The organism is Streptomyces sp. NPDC057428, from assembly GCF_042803195.1.
Lineage (GTDB): Bacteria > Actinomycetota > Actinomycetes > Streptomycetales > Streptomycetaceae > Streptomyces.
Window position 1 is genome coordinate 1 of the sequence record NZ_JBHVCT010000009.1, and the last position, 13,189, is coordinate 13,189.

At 71.8% G+C, this 13,189-nt stretch carries 14 protein-coding genes and 2 pseudogenes; 6 read left to right on the forward strand and 10 right to left on the reverse strand.

The features are described 5' to 3' along the window. Positions 1 to 100: 100 nt before the first annotated feature. The 6 genes from ACFU5K_RS05620 to ACFU5K_RS05645 all read right to left on the reverse strand — a co-directional run bounded on the left by ACFU5K_RS05620 (position 101) and on the right by ACFU5K_RS05645 (position 2,947). The gene (locus ACFU5K_RS05620) at positions 101 to 508 is read right to left on the reverse strand and encodes a rodlin (RefSeq protein ID WP_384057251.1); all 408 of its coding nucleotides are present in this window, start codon (positions 506 to 508) and stop codon (positions 101 to 103) included. 128 nt (positions 509 to 636) lie between these two features. Further along, positions 637 to 849: a hypothetical protein gene (locus ACFU5K_RS05625; RefSeq protein WP_384057254.1), complete on the reverse strand. Its 213-nt coding sequence runs from the start codon at positions 847 to 849 to the stop codon at positions 637 to 639. Between the two features lie 169 nt (positions 850 to 1,018). Further along, on the reverse strand, positions 1,019 to 1,429 hold the full coding sequence (locus tag ACFU5K_RS05630) for a rodlin (RefSeq protein WP_384057257.1): 411 nt from the start codon (positions 1,427 to 1,429) through the stop codon (positions 1,019 to 1,021). Positions 1,430 to 1,615: 186 nt separating this feature from the next. Beyond that, complete coding sequence (locus tag ACFU5K_RS05635; protein ID WP_384057261.1) at positions 1,616 to 1,912, reverse strand: hypothetical protein; 297 nt, start codon at positions 1,910 to 1,912, stop codon at positions 1,616 to 1,618. Positions 1,913 to 2,087: 175 nt separating this feature from the next. Further along, on the reverse strand, positions 2,088 to 2,321 hold the full coding sequence (locus ACFU5K_RS05640; protein ID WP_384057264.1) for a chaplin: 234 nt from the start codon (positions 2,319 to 2,321) through the stop codon (positions 2,088 to 2,090). A gap of 221 nt (positions 2,322 to 2,542) precedes the next feature. Then, entirely contained in the window at positions 2,543 to 2,947 is a 405-nt protein-coding gene (locus tag ACFU5K_RS05645) for a rodlin (RefSeq protein ID WP_384057266.1), read from the reverse strand. 275 nt (positions 2,948 to 3,222) lie between these two features. Here ACFU5K_RS05645 and ACFU5K_RS05650 point away from each other — a divergent pair, with 275 nt between their 5' ends. After that, positions 3,223 to 4,005: a chaplin gene (locus ACFU5K_RS05650; RefSeq protein WP_384057269.1), complete on the forward strand. Its 783-nt coding sequence runs from the start codon at positions 3,223 to 3,225 to the stop codon at positions 4,003 to 4,005. A gap of 87 nt (positions 4,006 to 4,092) precedes the next feature. Here the strand turns inward: ACFU5K_RS05650 and ACFU5K_RS05655 are convergent, their stop codons facing one another. Next, entirely contained in the window at positions 4,093 to 5,319 is a 1,227-nt protein-coding gene (locus ACFU5K_RS05655; protein ID WP_384057272.1) for an acetyl-CoA C-acetyltransferase, read from the reverse strand. Positions 5,320 to 5,390: 71 nt separating this feature from the next. Continuing rightward, positions 5,391 to 5,558 (reverse strand): annotated as a pseudogene (locus ACFU5K_RS05660) (LysR family transcriptional regulator); the annotation flags it as partial. 98 nt (positions 5,559 to 5,656) lie between these two features. On the opposite strand from ACFU5K_RS05660, the pseudogene ACFU5K_RS05665 reads away from it, so the two are divergent. The 3 genes and pseudogenes from ACFU5K_RS05665 to ACFU5K_RS05675 all read left to right on the forward strand — a co-directional run. Then, a pseudogene (locus tag ACFU5K_RS05665) lies at positions 5,657 to 6,016 on the forward strand (hypothetical protein); the annotation flags it as partial. Between the two features lie 96 nt (positions 6,017 to 6,112). Next, positions 6,113 to 7,645 carry a 3-hydroxyacyl-CoA dehydrogenase gene (locus tag ACFU5K_RS05670; RefSeq protein WP_384057275.1) on the forward strand — a complete coding sequence of 511 codons (1,533 nt, stop codon included), beginning with the start codon at positions 6,113 to 6,115 and terminating at the stop codon, positions 7,643 to 7,645. A 99-nt stretch (positions 7,646 to 7,744) separates the two neighbouring features. Further along, positions 7,745 to 8,140 (forward strand): VOC family protein, encoded by a 396-nt coding sequence (locus ACFU5K_RS05675; RefSeq protein ID WP_384057277.1) that lies wholly within the window; start codon positions 7,745 to 7,747, stop codon positions 8,138 to 8,140. On the opposite strand, the gene ACFU5K_RS05680 is transcribed toward ACFU5K_RS05675, so the two are convergent. Both ACFU5K_RS05680 and ACFU5K_RS05685 read right to left on the reverse strand, forming a co-directional pair. After that, a complete protein-coding gene (locus ACFU5K_RS05680; RefSeq protein WP_384057280.1) occupies positions 8,077 to 8,838 on the reverse strand; it encodes a helix-turn-helix domain-containing protein in 762 nt (253 codons plus the stop codon). The two genes, ACFU5K_RS05675 and ACFU5K_RS05680, sit on opposite strands and share 64 nt — an antisense overlap. A gap of 9 nt (positions 8,839 to 8,847) precedes the next feature. Next, positions 8,848 to 9,978 (reverse strand): YihY/virulence factor BrkB family protein, encoded by a 1,131-nt coding sequence (locus ACFU5K_RS05685; protein WP_384057283.1) that lies wholly within the window; start codon positions 9,976 to 9,978, stop codon positions 8,848 to 8,850. Between the two features lie 17 nt (positions 9,979 to 9,995). Here ACFU5K_RS05685 and ACFU5K_RS05690 point away from each other — a divergent pair, with 17 nt between their 5' ends. Together ACFU5K_RS05690 and ACFU5K_RS05695 are read left to right on the forward strand one after the other, a co-directional pair. Further along, positions 9,996 to 11,633 (forward strand): acyl-CoA dehydrogenase family protein, encoded by a 1,638-nt coding sequence (locus ACFU5K_RS05690; RefSeq protein WP_384057285.1) that lies wholly within the window; start codon positions 9,996 to 9,998, stop codon positions 11,631 to 11,633. Positions 11,634 to 11,890: 257 nt separating this feature from the next. Next, positions 11,891 to 13,183, forward strand: a complete 1,293-nt coding sequence (locus tag ACFU5K_RS05695; RefSeq protein WP_384057288.1) for a GAF domain-containing protein — start codon at positions 11,891 to 11,893, stop codon at positions 13,181 to 13,183. Positions 13,184 to 13,189 lie beyond the last annotated feature (6 nt).

Consider the following 13,189-nt stretch of genomic DNA (forward strand, 5'->3'; position numbering starts at 1 on the left):
CCCCCGTCGAGTGGTGGGCATCGCCGCATGCGCGTGCCGCACAGCGAAATGCGGGCGGTCACAGGGGCGTTCGCCCCGGACCGCCCGCATCTCAGCGGCTTCAGCTGTTGCCGGCGCCGTTGCCCGAGAGGACCGGGATGTCGTTCAGGATGTGCGACAGCGGCTCGTCACCCTTGGCCTGGGTGGAGTTGTCGGCGCACTGCTGGTTCTGCGGGTTGGACAGGACGTTGATGTCCTGGACCGCGATCGGAATGGCGCCGACCAGCGAACCGATGTTGGCCTTGACCGGCAGAGCGATGCAAGGCTTGTTCAGCGAGCCCTGGACCAGGCTCAGCTGCGGGCTCTGGTCGCCCTTGGTCGCACTGTTGCCGAACTTGGACTCGGCGCCGTTGCCATTGACCGTCGTGGTGCCGTGGTCATCGCCGATCGCCATGGCCGAGGGGGCCGCGGCGGCCGAGAGACCGATCAGGGACACAGCCACAGCGGCGCCGGCCATCATCTTCTTCATTGCGCTTCACCTTTCGGAGCGTCCCGTTGTGGAACGTTCTGACTAACTCAAACCGGACGGTTTGGTTCCGCTACACCACTCGAACGAGTTGTACCGGTTTCCACGTCGACGTCCCCTACCGGCTGTCGCTACCCCGCGCTGCGTGCGGCAGGGACGAAGGCCGCGTCCTGGCGGCGCCGGGGCGTACCGGAGCCCGGGCCGGAAGCAGCATCGACGGGGCCCTGCCCGGCCTCCCCACGCGACGCCGCGTGCCATTCGGCGAGCAGTCGGTCGTAGATGGGGGTGGGGCTCAGCGGCGGGCGATCACGGCCGGGGGAATGATGACTGTCGTACGGGTCCATGAGGCGCACCTACCCGGCCACGCGAGGCGCGTCGGCGGCTACTGCGGCAACCGGCCCAATACCCGCACTATCGGGCTACCCCACGTGCGCACCCTCACGGACTACGACGAGGCGGGAGGCGGCAGACCCCGGCCAGAACGCGCACGGGGACTGCCGGAAAGACGCAGCGTCAGTTGTTGCCCGCGCCGTTGCCCGAGAGGACGGGGATGTCGCTGAGGATGTGCGACAGGGCCTCGTCACCCTTGGCCTGGGTGGAGTTCTCGGTGCACTGCTGGTTCTGCGGGGAGGACAGGACGTTGACGTCCTGGACCGAGACCGGGACGAGCCCGAGGAGCGAGCCGACGTTGGCCTTCGCCGGCAGCGCGATGCAGGGCTTGTTGAACGAGCCCTGGATGAGGCCGATCTGCGGGCTCATGTCGCCGTGAGTGCTGCTGTTGCCGTAGTACTGGTCGGCGCCGTTGCCGTTGACCGACGTCGTGCCGTTGTCGTTGCCGATCGCCATGGCCGAGGGGGCCGCGGCGGCGGAAACACCGGCGACGGAGGCGGCGACCGCCGCAGTCGCCAGAATCTTCTTCATCATGGACGTGCCCTTCTGATTAATCCGTTGCCCGCCTGTCCGGAGCATTCTGAACAACTGCGCCCGGCGGGATTCGGTTGCGCCATTTCACTCGAAAGATTTCCCGGATCCCATCTCCATGGAATTCCAGGGAAAACCGGCCTGCGGAACGGTGCGGGCCGCAACGGGAGCCGGGCATCCCGGCTCCGGTCAGCCGCCGAGCGGAAGCCCACCGAGGAGTGGTGCGGCGCCGTCGGCGACATCCGTCACCGTGCCCGCGGACCCGTCCACATCCTCCCGGGTCGACTCGGCGGTCCGGCCGACCATGTCCACCACGGGGTTCACCACCTGGTCGGGGATCTGCGGCACGGCCGACGTCAGCTCGTTCACGCCGGTCGTGAGGCTGATCCGGGGGGCCGTGGGGGTGCCTGCGGCGGACGCGGGCGTGGCCGCCCCGAGGGCGGCCACGGAACCCGCGACGACGGCTACGGTCTTCGCGTACTTCACTTTCTCAGATCCCTTCTGCGGCGGCATCCGCCGCCTCTGCACGGCACAACGACCGAGCCGTACGCGGGGAAACTGCGCGCCGACGGAATTCCACCCGGCACAGCGGGAAGGCCCCGGACCGGTAAAGCGGTCCGGGGCCTTCTCATGACGAGCCGTCGGCTCGGCCAGCATTAGCTCAGTCGTTGACGCAGGCGTTGCCGAACGCCGGGTTGAGCAGACCGACGGCGTTGACGGTGTTGCCGCAGAGGTTCACCGGGATGTGGATCGGGACCTGCACGATGTTGCCGGACAGGACGCCCGGGGAACCGACGGCAACGGCCTCGGCGCCGGAGTCGGCCATGGCCGGGGCAGCGGCGCCGAGCGCCATGAGGGTTCCGGCTGCGACGGCGGCGACCTTGGTGTACTTCACTTTCATCCCTTTCTGCAGCGAAGTTCTGAGCGGACACGTCTTTCGTGCCGCACGAGCGCTTGTCCAGACGCGCTCGTGACTTCGTAGCTGTATTCCGTAACGATCGGCGGGCGGCATCGAAACGCTATGCGCGACGTTTCTCGGAAAACCGCCCGAATGCTGCGGGCCCGGGCCGCACGATGGAGGAGTGTCGGCGACCCGGACCGGTACGTGCGCCCCGGTCAGCGGTTGCCGGCGCCGTTCCCGGAGAGAACCGGGATGTCCGACAGAATGTGTGACAGCGGCTCGTCACCCTTGGCCTGGGTGGAGTTGTCCGTGCACTGCTGGTTCTGCGGGTTGGACAGGACGTTGACGTCCTGGACCGCGACGGCGGCGAGGACACCCACGAGCGCACCGGCGTTGGCCTTGACCGGCAGGGCGATGCAGGGCTTGTTCAGCGAGCCCTGGACCAGGCTGAGCTGCGGGCTCTGGTCACCCTTGGTCTCGCTGTTGCCGAACTCCGACTCGGCGCCGTTGCCGTTGACCGACGTCGTGCCCGTGTCGTCGCCGATCGCCATGGCGCTGGTCGCCGAGAGACCGAGGATGGAGGCGGCGACGGCACCCGTAGCCAGGACCTTCTTGATCACGATGAACCCTTCTCGTACCGAGTGCCCCGAGACGGAGCGCACTGATCAACTCGGCGCCGGGCGTTTGGTTCCCCCCATCGGTCCTTGTTCACCCGAATGCCAGAAATCCGCCGCTGGACGAACACACGTGCGTGACCCTTTCGAGTGATTACACAATTCGCACCGTTCTCCAAGTTTCCCCCGCAACCGTCGTGTCGTTATGGAGTCGTCCGCGTCGATGGAATGACCTCCATCAGGGTCACTGCCCGCGCGAATTTCCCGGAGAAGGGCATGTAATGCGACAGGTTCTGAATAAAAGCATGATCGTCATGGCGGCGGCGTCGGGCATCCTGACCGCCGCGGGCGGTTACGCGCACGCCGACTCATCGGCGGACGGTGTCGCCGCCAATTCGCCCGGTGTCGGCTCGGGCAACGCGGTGCAGGTCCCGGTGCACGTCCCGGTCAACCTCTGCGGCAACACCGTCAATGTGATCGCCCTGCTGAACCCGGCCTTCGGCAACACCTGCGCGAACGTCAGCTCGGGCGGCAAGCACGGCGGTGGTTCCTCCGGCGCGAGCGCGGAGGGCCACGCGGTCGGCTCCCCCGGTGTCGCGTCCGGCAACCTCGGCCAGCTCCCGGTCCACGTTCCGGTGAACGCCTGCGGCAACACCATTGACGTCGTCGGTGCGCTCAACCCGGCCTTCGGTAACTCGTGTGCCAACCACAGCGGTCACGACCACGGGCACCCGCCGGTCGACTGGCCCCCGGTCGACGAGCCGCCGGTCGACGACGAGCCCCCGGTCGACGAGCCGCCGGTCGACGAGCCGCCGGTCGACGAGCCGCCGGTCGAGGAGCCCCCCATGGAGGAGCCTCCCACCTCCGAGCCGCCGACCTCGGTGCCGCCGACCTCGAAGCCCCCGGTGGACCAGCCGCCGGCCGGCAACCCCGGTCCGAACACGCCAGGCACGCAGCTGGCCCAGACCGGCGCGGGCGACATCGGCCTGGCCGCCGGTGCGAGCGCGGCGCTGCTGCTGGGTGGCACGGTGCTCATGCGCCGCACCCGCGGTTCGCGCAACTAGCGGAGCGAACCGAAGGGCCGTCCGGGCAGTCTGACGCTGCCGGGACGGCCCTTCCGTGTGTGCGGGGAAGGGCGGGGAGGGGGCCGGTCAGACCGTGACGCGCTCGAAGACCGCGGCGAGACCCTGGCCGCCGCCGATGCACATGGTCTCCAGGCCGTAGCGCGCCTCGCTGCGGTGCATCTCGCGGCTGAGCGTGGCGAGGATACGGGCGCCTGTGGCGCCGACCGGGTGGCCGAGCGAGACGCCGGATCCGTTGACGTTGATCCGCTGTTCGTGGTCCTTCTCACCGAGCCCCAGCTCCCGGGTGCAGGCCAGGACCTGGGCGGCGAACGCCTCGTTGATCTCGATCAGGTCGAGGTCGGCAAGGGTGAGCCCGGCGCGGCCGAGGGCAGCGTGCGTGGCCGGGACGGGGCCGATGCCCATCGTCGCGGCGGGGACACCGGCCCGGGCGAAGGAGACGAGGCGGACGAGCGGGGTGAGCCCGAGCCGTTCGGCGGTGGCGGCGCCGGTCACGAGACAGGCGGCGGCCGCGTCGTTCTGGCCGCTGGCGTTGCCCGCGGTGACGGTCGCCTCCGGGTCGGACTGGGCCATGATGGGGCGCAGCGCGGCGAGTTGCTCGGCGGTCGTGTCGGGACGGGGGTGCTCGTCGGCGTTGACGACCGTCTCGCCCTTACGGGTGCGTACGGTGACGGGGACGGTCTCCGCGTCGTAACGCCCCTCCTGCGCGGCACGGGCGGCCCGTGCCTGGGAGCGCAGCGCGAGGGCGTCCTGGTCGGCCCGGCTGATGGAGTAGGCGCGGCGCAGGTTCTCCGCGGTCTCGATCATTCCGCCGGGCACGGGGTGGTTGACGCCTCCCGCGGTGACGCGGCCCCTGGCCAGCGAGTCGTGGAGCTGAAGGCCGGGGCCCGTGATGCCCCAGCGTCCGTCGTGCGTGTAGTAGGGGGCGGCGCTCATGACGTCGACGCCGCCCGCGATGACGATCTCGCTGAAGCCGGCCCGGATCTGCATCGCCGCGTCGAGGACGGCTTGCAGGCCCGACCCGCAGCGCCGGTCGGTCTGGGCTCCGGTGACGGTCTCGGGGAGCCCGGCGTCGAGGGCGGCGACCCGGCCGATGGCCGGGGCGTCGGACGAGGGGTAGGCGTGTCCGAGGATCACCTCGTCGACCCGCCCGGGGTCGATGCCCGTGCGGGCGACGACCTCGGCGATGACCTGTGCGGCGAGCGCGGCGGGCGTCTGACGGGCGAAGGCGCCGCCGAAGCGCCCGATGGGTGTGCGCAGCGGCTCGCAGATGACGACATCGGTCGGGTCGGGCACGGCGGAACACCTTTCGGCGGGTTGGGGTGTATGGCGTGACCTTCGCACTGGACCGATGAGTCGGTCCAATATCGCACCGACCGGGTGTTGCGCTCGAAGAGCTTGACGCCGAGCTCCTTCTCCAGCTGGCGGATCTGCTGGCTGAGCGGCGGCTGGGCCATCTGCAGCCGCTTGGCGGCCCGGCCGAAGTGCAGCTCATCGGCCACGGCGGTGAAGGCGGTCAGATGGCGCAGCTCCAACGGGGTCATCCATTCATTGACCAGCGGTCTTGATTCGACCTTAATTCGGTATTGGACAGCAATCAATGGGCGCTGAGACGGTGAGGGCGACCAACACGCACTCGCCGAGGAGCACCGTGGAGCGGGCGGATACGGCCGGCGGGCCCAGCAAGGTCATGTCGATGAGGGAGGCGATCGCCGCCTTCGTGCACGACGGGGCGCTCGCCGAGGGCATCCGCCCGCTGGGCGCCGGGGTGACCCGGGTCATCACCGAACTGGGCATCCTGGCCCGCTCGGGGGTCGGCGATGGGCTGCGACTCGTCGCCGTGCATCCAGGGGTGACGGTCGACCAGGTACGGGCGGAGGCGGGCTGGGACCTGGCGGTGGCCGACTCGGTGGGCAGCGTGCCCCCGCCCACGGCGGCGGAGCTCAGGCTTCTGCGCGAGGACGTCGACCCGGACCGCGTCTACGTCCGCTGATCGGCCGCCCCGTCCCCCCGGCCGCCGGTAGCCGCCGAGCGGCCGGCGTCTACCTTCGCTGTTGTCGACCGCACCTGCCGAGAGGACGTAATCGCCATGCGTATCAGGATCGTCGGAGCCGGAGCCATGGGCCGCGGCATCGCCCAGTGGGCCGTCACGGGCGGGCACACCGTCGAGCTCTGCGACGTGCGGCCCGAGGCGGTGACGGCCGCCGTGGACTTCGTACGGTCCATGCTGGACCGGGCCGTGGAGAAGGGCCGGATGGCGGCCGGGGACTCGGCGGCGGCTCTGGCCCTGCTCGTCCCGCTGGACGACCCGTGGGCGCCGGGCCCGGAGGTCGGGCTGGTCGTCGAGGCCGTACGGGAGGACCTCGACACCAAGGCGGAGGTCTTCGGGAAGCTGGAGGAGGCCCTGCCCGCCTCCGCGGTCTTCGCCACGAACACCTCCTCCCTCTCGGTGACGCGGATCGCGTCGTCGCTGCGTGACCCGGGGCGGCTGGCGGGGCTGCACTTCTTCAATCCGGTCCCGCTGATGAAGATCGTCGAGGTCGTGCCGGGCGCCGCGACGCGGGCTGAGATCCCGCAGGCCCTGACCTCGCTGGTCGAGAGCTGCGGGCACCGCGCGGTCACGGTCGCCGACGCCCCCGGCTTCCTGGTCAACCACGCCGGCCGGGGCCTCGTGACGGAGGCGCTGGCGCTGCTGGAGGAGTCGGTCGCCGACCCGGCGGGCATCGACCGCATCGCCCGGGACGTCCTGGGTCTGCGCATGGGCCCGTTCGAACTCATGGACCTGACCGGCCTCGACGTCACGGCGGCCGTCATCGACTCGATCTGGCACGGCTTCCGCCACGAGGACCGGCTCCGCCCCTCCTTCCTCACCCCCAACCGGGTGACGGCCGGGCTGCACGGCCGCAAGACCGGCCGGGGCTGGTTCGCGTACGGCCCGGACGCGCCCGCACAGACCCCGGAGCCGCCGGTGACGGGGGACGCGGACCGGCCGGTGTTCGTGGCCGGCGAGGACGGCGAGGCACTGCGCAGCGCGCTGACCGCGGCGGGGGCCACGGTCGAAGACGGCTTCGCACCCTCGGCCGAAGCCGTCGTCCTCGTGCCGGTCTGGGGCACGACGGTGGCCGCGGCCGTGGCGTCGCTGGGACTGCCCGCCGAGCGCACCTTCGGGGCGGACCCGCTGCCGTCGGCCGGCCGCCGCCGGGTGCTCGCGGTGACTCCGGCCGCCGACCCTGCCGCGGCGCGGGACGCGCGGGGGGTCATGGCGCGGGCGGCGGACGGCGGCGAGCCCTTCGCGGTGTCCGTGGTGCGGGACACCGCGGGTTCGGTCGCGCAGCGGCTGCTCGCCTCGGTGGTGTCGGTCGCCACCTCGATCGCGGAGCGCTCGCTGGCCGCCCCGGCCGACATCGACCTCGCCGTCACGACCGGTCTCGGCTACCCGGTGGGGCCGCTCGCCTGGGGCGACCGGGTCGGGGCCGGGCGCATGCTGGAGCTCCAGCGGGCGCTGCACGCCACGACCGGTGACGCCCGTTACCGGCCGACCCGCTGGCTCACCGAGCGCGCCCAGCTCGGCCTGCCCCTGACGGACCCCGGCACGTCACCCGACGCCTGCGTCCGCGGCTGAACCACCGCCGCGCCGGGGTTGGCATCCGGCACTGCACCGCGCGGGGCCGTGACCGTTTCGTTCAAGACCCGGTCCCGGCCCTGCGCATACGGTCGTTCCATGACTCCACGACTTGACGCGATCTCCGTCACCACCGCCGACCTGGCCGCATCGCTGGCGTTCTACCGCCGGCTCGGCCTCGACATCCCCGGAGGGGCCGAATCGGCTCCGCACGTCGAAGTGGCCCTACCGGGCGGGCAGCGCCTGCTGTGGGACACCGAGGACGTCGTCCGTTCCTTCGATCCCGGATGGCAGGGGTCCGAGGGTGGCGAACGCCTCGGCCTCGCCTTCCTCTGCGACAGCCCGTCCGAGGTCGACTCCGTCTACGCGGATCTGACCGGCGCCGGCTACCGGGGCCATCTGAAGCCGTGGGACGCGGTCTGGGGGCAGCGCTACGCCGTCGTCCTCGATCCCGACGGCTGCGCGGTCTCGCTGTTCGCCGCCCAGCGGTCGTGAGCCGTGGCCGCCAGGTAGCCGCCGAGCGTCGTCCCGGCCAGGTCCCGCATCTCCCGGGCCAGGTGCGCCTGATCGGCGCAGCCCGCCGCGCAGGCGGCTTCGGCGTAGGGCGTTCCCGCGCGTACGAGGGCCAGGGCGCGCTGCAGCCGCAACACCCGGGCGAGCGTCTTGGGGCCGTATCCGAACGCGGCCAGGGAGCGCCGGTGCAGCTGGCGGGCGCCGAGCCCGACGGCCTCGGCGGTGGCGGCGACGGACCGTCCCTGCCGCAACTGCGAGGCGACGGCGGCGGTGAGCGGGTCCGCCGGCTCGGCGCCGCTCGCCCTGCCGAGGGCGATGCGCTCCAGCGCGTCGGTGGGGTCATCGGTCTCGGCGGTGCGCTCGGTCAGCCGCCGGACCTCCCCGCCGGGCCAGAGCGTGTCCAGGGCGACCCGCCGGTCTCGCAGCTCGTGCGCGGGTACGCCGAGGAGGGCGGGGGCCGTGCCGGGGGCGAACCGGATGCCGGCGCAGCTGCCGGAGAGCGCCTCGGCGGGCGTGAACGCGTGGGTGTCGGGGCCCGCCACCAGCAGCCGGCCGCCGGTCCAGAGCAGGTCCATGCAGCCGTCGGGCAGGACGGGCCGTGCCGGGTCGCGCGGCCCGGACCAGTGCCAGAGGACCGCGCCGCCGAAGCGTGACATCCGCTCCTCGTACCGTGCGCCCATGCCTCCAGGCTACGGGGCGTCCTTGTCACGGTTGCCGTGCAGCCGCGACTTCACGTCGTCCGGGGGCAGGAAGCGCGACCAGCGCTCGGGGAACTCCGACGGCATGCACACGTCCTCGTCCTCGTCATCGGCGTATGCGTCCCAGTTCGCGGCCTGGGTACGGGCGACGAGCTCCGCGGCCTGGGCGGCCTTGATCCGGTCGCTGGCGGCGCGGGCCGCGGCGGTGGCCAGCGAGGGCCACACACGGTCGATCGCGGCGTTGACGGCGGCTCCGACGAGTACGGCGAAGGCGGAGATGCCTATCCAGAGCAGGACGGCGATCGGCGCGGCCAACGAGCCGTAGATGGTGGGACCTTCGACCGTGCTGGTGAGGTAGATCCGCAGCAGGAAGCTCCCGACCACCCACATCCCGAGGGCGACGAGGGCGCCGGGCACGTCCTCTATCCACGGCGAGCGGACCGGTACGGACACGTGGTAGAGCGTCGTCAGGAACGCGATGGACAGCAGTATCACCAGCGGCCAGTACAGGACCGCGAGCACCTCGGTCCCCCACGGGACGAAGTGCACGACCCGGTCGGGACCCACCACGAGCAGCGGCAGCACCACGGCGCCCAGCAGCAGCGCGACCACGTACAGCAGGAAGGCGAGCAACCGGGTCTTGACGATGCCGCGGTGGCCGTCCAGGCCGTACATCACGGTGATGGTGTCGATGAAGACGTTCACCGCACGTGACCCCGACCAGAGGGCGATCGCGAAGCCGATGGAGATGACGTCGGGACGCGCGCCGGTGGTCACGTCGGCTATGAGGGGCTTGGCGATGTCGTTGACACCCCGCTCGGACAGCACCGTCTGCACGGCACCGAGGATGTTGCGCTCGATGGAGGCGACCGTGGTGGTGTCGGTCCAGGCGTCGACGTATCCGAGCAGGCCGATCATCCCGAGCAGCAGCGGCGGCAGTGACAGCAGGGTGAAGAAAGCCGCCTCCGCCGCCAGACCGAGGATGCGGTACTCGATGCACGAATTGACCGTGTCCTTGAGCAACTGCCATGTCATCTGCCGCTTCGAGACGTTGCGGTAGAGGACTCGGGCCCGGTGGAGCCGGCCCGGTGGCCGCTCGGGTGTTTCATTTGCTGCCTGCACGTCCTTACCGTAGCGGCATGGCAGCAAGCACCCACACAGTGACCAACCAGGTTCCGCCGCTGGCCGGCTATGACGTCTTCACGGCCGACCTCGCCCTGACGGAGGCCGTGGAGCGGCACCTGGCCCCAGAGGTCCTCGACGAGGCGCGGCGGGAACTCGGTGAGCTCGGCCGGTCCGCCGGTTCCGCCCAGGCGCAGGCGTGGGGCGCACGGGCGAACGAGAACCCGCCGGCGCTCCGGACGCACGACCGCTACGGCAACCGCGTCGACGAGGTGGAATTCCATCCGTCCTGGCACCGGCTGCTGGGGCACGCCGTCTCGGCCGGGCTGACGGATGCCTGGGGCAGGCCGGGCGGCCATGTGCGGCGCGCGGCCGGCTTCCTGGTCTGGACGCAGGCTGAGGCGGGCCACGGCTGCCCCCTCTCGATGACGCACGCCGCGGTACCCGCGCTGCGGACCGATCCGGCGCTGGCCGCCGAGTGGGAGCCCCTGCTGACCTCGCACGTGTACGAGGAAGGTCTGCGGCCCGCGTCACAGAAAGCGGGCGCGCTGTTCGGGATGGGCATGACGGAGAAGCAGGGCGGCACCGACGTACGGTCCAACACCACCCGGGCCGAGCCGCTGGCCGGTGACGGGGAGTACCTGCTCACCGGGCACAAGTGGTTCTGCTCGGCTCCCATGTCCGACGGGTTCCTCGTGCTGGCGCAGGCGCCCGGTGGTCTGGGCTGTTTCCTCGTGCCGCGGGTCCTGCCGGACGGCGTGCGCAACGTGTTCGCGATCCAGCGGCTGAAGGACAAGCTGGGCAACCGGTCCAACGCATCGGCCGAGGTCGAGTTCGACGGGACGTGGGCCCGCCGGGTCGGCGAGGAGGGGCGCGGGGTCCGCACCATCATCGAGATGGTGGCGGCGACGAGACTGGACTGCGTGGTGGGCTCGGCTGCGCTGATGCGCCAGGCGGTGGCGCAGGCCACGCACCACAGCGCCCACCGCAGCGCGTTCGGCGGGCCACTGATCGAGAAGCCGCTCATGCGCAACGTCCTGGCCGATCTGGCACTGGAGTCCGAGGCGGCCACAACACTCGCGCTGCGGCTGGCCGCGGCGTACGACGCGGACACGGACGCGGAGCGGGCCTTCCTGCGGATCGCGGTGCCGACCGCCAAGTACTGGGTGACGAAGCGGTGCTCCGCGGTGGTCGGCGAGGCTCTGGAATGCCTGGGCGGCAATGGTTACGTCGAGGAGTCCGGCATGCCACGGCTGCTGCGCGAGGCTCCGCTCAACTCGATCTGGGAGGGTTCGGGCAACGTGCAGGCCCTGGACGTGCTGCGGGCGCTGCGGCGTGAGCCGCAGGCACTGGACGCCTTCCTGCGGGAGGTCGGGAAGGCGCGCGGCGCGGACCACAGGTTCGACGCGGCGGTCAAGGATCTGCTGACCGGGATGGCCGATCTGGAGGGTGCCGAGGCAGGGGCCCGGCGACTGGTGGAGCGGATGGCCCTCGTGCTCCAGGGCTCCCTGCTGCTGCGCTGGGCACCGCCGGAGGTCGCCGACGCGTTCTGCGCATCACGGCTGGGCCGGGACTGGGGGACGGCGTTCGGGACGCTGCCGCACAGCCTGGACCTTGCCCCGGTCGTGGAGCGGGCGCGGGTCGTGACCGGCTGAGGGCGCAAACGACGGGGGGTGGTGCTGCGCCGACACGGCACCACCCCCCACGCTTGTGCACACCGCACGGCGGGTCGATGACGCGTCGGGCGGCGTTTCGACATCGTCGTACGGTCAGCGTCCGGTCACCAGAGTTGCAAGGGGTTGCACCCATTGCGCGGAGAGCGGCGTGGCGGTGCCTCCGGCACGGCAGGATGGGCCCTCAAGGATTCCCGTCCCCCTTCGGGGCGGGACCCTCGTTGTGCTGGGGGACTCTCATGGACACAAGGCCCGTCCCACCGCCGCGGCCGAAGGACGCCCCGTATCCCGCGCTCACCGAGCGGTCGGTGCACCGCGCGCGGGAGGCCCGGCTGACGGGCGAGCGCACGGCGGTGGCACCGCGCGCGGAGATCGACGCGTCGTGGGACCGGGTGCTGCGCAGCGGGATCGATCCCGAGCAGTCGCCGGAGAGCAGGCTCCTGGAGGCGGAGGAGATCGAGCACCGGCGCACCGGTTCGGCACTCGGCGAGGTCATGCCCCTGCTGCGTGAGGGGCTTGCGACCATCGCGGACGCGGCACGACAGATCATGGTCGTCACCGACACCGAGGGCCGGGTCCTGTGGCGTCAGGGCGATGCGGCCGTGATGCGCCGCGCCAAGGACATCTGCCTGGAGGAGGGGGCGGCCTGGTCGGAGTCGGCGACCGGGACGAACGCGATCGGCACGGCCCTCGCCGTCCGTACCCCCGTGCAGGTCCACTCAGCCGAGCACTTCATCCGTGCCCTGCACGGATGGACGTGCGCCGCCGCTCCGGTGCGGGACCCCCGGGACGGGCGGCTGATGGGCATCGTCGACGTCAGCGGCCCGGCCTCCACCTTCCACCCGGCGACGCTGGCTCTGGTCGGCTCCGTGGCGGCGCTCGCGGAGAGCGAGCTGCGCACCAGACATCTGGTCGCGATCGAGCGGCTGCGGTCCGTGGCCGCGCCGATCCTGTGCCGCCTGGGCGGCCGCGCCCTGGTCGTGGACACCCACGGCTGGCTGGCCGCCGTGAGCGGCATGCCGCCGGTGGACCGGCTGCCGCTGCCGAAGTCGCTGCGCCCGGGCCCCGTGTGGCTGGCCGCGCTCGGGATGTGCCGGGTGGAGCCCCTGCCGGGCGGCTGGCTGGTCCAGGTCGCGGAGGGCACACAGGACGGTCCGCCCCGCCGGTTGGTGCTGGACCTGAGCCGGGAGCGGGGCCTCATGGTGCATGTGACGGGCCCGGTGGGCGCGTGGGCGCGCCGCCTTACGCCCCGCCACGCGGAGCTGCTGTACGCCCTCGCCCTGCGCCGCGAGGGGAGCACCGCCGCGGAGCTGGCCCAGGACGTTTTCGGCGACGTGACCAGGACGGTGACGGTGCGGGCCGAGATATCGCGGATGCGGCGGGATCTCGCGGAGGTGCTGTGCCACCGCCCCTACCGCTTCGGCGAGGGGATCGTGGTGGAGGTGGTGCACCCGGAGACGCCCGCCGACCTGCTGCCCCGCTCCACGGCCCCGGTGGTGGTCAGGGCGCGTACGTCGGCGGGGGCGGCCTGAGGCGCC

Excerpts from the sequence above, each read along its gene's own strand:
- ACFU5K_RS05690 (WP_384057285.1), top strand. The coding sequence starts at position 9,996 with ATGGCAGCAAGCACCCACACAGTGACCAACCAGGTTCCGCCGCTGGCC.
- ACFU5K_RS05650 (WP_384057269.1), top strand. The coding sequence starts at position 3,223 with ATGCGACAGGTTCTGAATAAAAGCATGATCGTCATGGCGGCGGCGTCG.
- ACFU5K_RS05620 (WP_384057251.1), bottom strand. The coding sequence starts at position 508 with ATGAAGAAGATGATGGCCGGCGCCGCTGTGGCTGTGTCCCTGATCGGT.
- ACFU5K_RS05625 (WP_384057254.1), bottom strand. The coding sequence starts at position 849 with ATGGACCCGTACGACAGTCATCATTCCCCCGGCCGTGATCGCCCGCCG.
- ACFU5K_RS05675 (WP_384057277.1), top strand. The coding sequence starts at position 7,745 with ATGACTCCACGACTTGACGCGATCTCCGTCACCACCGCCGACCTGGCC.
- ACFU5K_RS05695 (WP_384057288.1), top strand. The coding sequence starts at position 11,891 with ATGGACACAAGGCCCGTCCCACCGCCGCGGCCGAAGGACGCCCCGTAT.
- ACFU5K_RS05680 (WP_384057280.1), bottom strand. The coding sequence starts at position 8,838 with ATGGGCGCACGGTACGAGGAGCGGATGTCACGCTTCGGCGGCGCGGTC.
- ACFU5K_RS05670 (WP_384057275.1), top strand. The coding sequence starts at position 6,113 with ATGCGTATCAGGATCGTCGGAGCCGGAGCCATGGGCCGCGGCATCGCC.
- ACFU5K_RS05630 (WP_384057257.1), bottom strand. The coding sequence starts at position 1,429 with ATGATGAAGAAGATTCTGGCGACTGCGGCGGTCGCCGCCTCCGTCGCC.